At 33.3% G+C, this 2,985-nt stretch carries 2 protein-coding genes and 1 pseudogene; 1 reads left to right on the forward strand and 2 read right to left on the reverse strand.

From position 1 onward, the window contains the following. A partial coding sequence (locus tag AC3DU7_RS29910; RefSeq protein ID WP_488042879.1) for a hypothetical protein occupies window positions 1-180 on the forward strand: 180 nt, incomplete at its 5' end. A 263-nt stretch (window positions 181-443) separates the two neighbouring features. Here AC3DU7_RS29910 and AC3DU7_RS29915 read toward each other — a convergent pair. Continuing rightward, the gene (locus AC3DU7_RS29915; RefSeq protein ID WP_488042880.1) at window positions 444-980 is read right to left on the reverse strand and encodes an ATP-binding domain-containing protein; all 537 of its coding nucleotides are present in this window, start codon (window positions 978-980) and stop codon (window positions 444-446) included. Window positions 981-1,010: 30 nt separating this feature from the next. Continuing rightward, window positions 1,011-2,612: pseudogene (locus tag AC3DU7_RS29920) on the reverse strand (NERD domain-containing protein); the annotation flags it as partial. Window positions 2,613-2,985 lie beyond the last annotated feature (373 nt).

A 2,985-nucleotide genomic window follows, 5' to 3' on the forward strand; every position in this document is an offset into this window, starting at 1 on the left:
CAAATTTTCGACTACCTATACCTGGAAGTAAAATTTTCATCGGTGAGGAAAACTGGTAAAAAGTCGATGGAAAGTAAGAGGCGATCGCTCCGCTTCAGAAAATATCTACTTACTTTTAGGCAGACCAGACATTTGGTCAAATTATCTAACAAATTTTCGACTACCTATACCTGGAAGTAAAATTTTCATCGGTGAGGAAAACTGGTAAAAAGTCGATGGGATGTAAGAGGCGATCGCTCAACTTCAGAAAATATCTACTTACTTCTAGGCAGACCAGACATTTGGTCAAATTATCTAACAAATTTTCGACTACCTATACCTGGAAGTAAAATTTTCATCGGTGAGGAAAACTGTTAAAAAGTCGAAGGGAGTTAAGAGGCGATTGCTATTATATTCAATAACTAATATGCAGAAATATTTCCAGCCATCACCACTTTATATTTTCAATTTCCTAACTTATTTATTTTTTGTTGCTCTTTTTTAATTAGCTCTTCAATCTCCTTCGCTTTTTCTAAAATTTCTGGATTACCATACTCATTCATAGCCTCTACTAACTTACTTGTTAACTCTTTACCTTTCTTGAGACGATTACGACGTTTTTCGTACTCCAGATTATCTAGATTTCTTTGAATAGTTTTTGGTTCTGGTACTGTAAATGTAATTTCCTCATAACTTGCTAATATCTTCTGAATTTCATGGAATAAAATATGAGCTTTTGAACTTATCCCAGTTAAAATACACCACCCCCTAGCTCTGGTCATAGCTGTAAAAGCTTGGTTTCTTTCTTGAACAATTAATTGAGGATTGCTATCTACTTGTTCAAATCCAATTGCATAAACAATAGATGCCTCATTTCCTTTAGCTCGGAAAATACCAGTGAGTGTCACATTGTTAGATTTTCGGAAAATTTCATTCTTAGATATTATCGCTTTTACTTCTGGTTTAAGTAAACCTTGCAATTCTCCAAAGTCTCTCTCCATATTCTTCCAATCTAGAGATATAACTACTATTTATTCTGGCTTTAGTTCATCCTCATAAACATTTTTCTTTATTTGTTCAGCTACCCAATTAAGCTCTTGACTTCTCTGATTAAAAGCTTTGTATTGAACTAACTTCTCTCCTTGTGGTACTAATTTTTCTAGACGATGAGGAGAATTTTTTTCTGGTCTTTTTATTGTTACTTTTTTCCCTGGTTGAAATTCTCCTAAAACTACTTCATATCCAATATCTTCCCATCCTCCTGGTGTGGGAATAAATTGAACTGCTCCCTTATTTCTTAGTAACCCCATTCCAAAGAAATGAGCAGTAACCATAATAGGACGAGGAGTGCGATAACAATGATAGAGAATCATATCTTTTTCTATTTCACTATCTGGATAATTACCTTCAAGTTCTACAACAGGCGTTCCATCTGTATGAGTACCAAAGATTTCAATGGCTGTTGGTATAGAAAGACTTTCTAAACTTTGAACTTCATCGTATGCCCAGATTAAACGTTTAGGTTCGCGCAAAATGTCGTGGCACAATTTATAAAACTCAAAGTTAAAGTCTTGGGCTTCATCAATAAGAATTGCATCAAATAACTGAGGAGTTTTATCCTCAAGTTCTCTAAGTTCTTTACAGTAATTACCGAGTATTTGACTGTACTCTTTATAAGTAAAAGCATTTTTTGCTTCTTTATATGTGCGTGAATTACGCCCCATTTTTTTAGAAACAAAACGATATATACCTTCCTGATCTTTCCTTCCCCAAGCATGAAGTATATGAATTTTATTCCTGTTTGGATCTACATCAGCCCACCAACGGTAAAAACGAGTAATGTTACTCTTAATTTGTTCATATAAACTTCTGGTGTAAAAAGTATAAGCAATATCCCAATTAGGATGTTTATTGTGCATCCATGCTGCTTTCATACACATTACAACTGTTTTTCCTGAACCTGCTAAACCTCTAATTCTTTGAGGACCATTTGGTATTTGAACTGCTATTTTGTGCTGTTCTCTATCTAGACCTTCCATTTGTAATTCAACTTGCCTAAGTAAAGTAGCTTTTGATGAATTTTTCTTTGGTTCCGGTCTAATTTTACGACGTAAAGTAGGGGCGCCTTGAAGAATACTCAATGCCAGTTTCCATTGTTCATCTGTGATAAATTCTTGTTTTTCTTCAGCAGGTATTTTAGTTAATCTCTTCCTCAAAGCATCAGGTTTTTGTAAATCATCTGCAAAGATAATAGTTAGTGGAGCAGCAGGAGATAAATCAAGACCTTTTCTTTTCCATTCAGACTCAGATATTAAAGGTAAACCTATAAAAACATGACCTTGAATTACATCATATTTTCCTTTACGCAACTTACGCTCATTTTTAAATTTTCCTAGTATTGAAAACATTTGATCTTCTGCCTGAGAGTAAGGGGTTTCTTGGCTAGAATGCCAATTTTTCATTTCCCAAACTTGCCCATTAATCTTTTCGATATTTTCGATTTTGCATCCCTTGGTTTCAATAACATATAATCCCCATTTTCTATGGAGCATGAGAATATCTGGTTCTCTTCTCGATCTATCTGGAGAAAAGATAGGATAGCGATGATAACAAATTCCCTCATCTTCAGATAAAGAATTTTTGAGAGCTTGTCATATCATCTTCTCTGCATAGTTATTATCTTCAGAATCAGACCAAATAAATTCCATAAATTTTTCTTCTCTTGAAATGAAAATTGATATAAATAGTCTAACTTAGATTAAATTTAAAATCAATTTACTAATAAATTATGGATATTGATTTATTTTTTTCTAAATTTACTTTTGGGTGCATCTCATAGCAAGCAAAAATATTTTTTTCCTATATATTCCCTGTTGCCTAAAAGAGATAAATTTTTGGCTTTATTCAAAAATTGAGATGCACCCTTACTTTTTGTTAATTTTCAATTTTCGGCGGATACTTTTCTAACACTTCCCGCAAATATTTCCCAGTATAAGATTCAAAATT

This window comes from Okeania sp. (assembly GCF_983059655.1).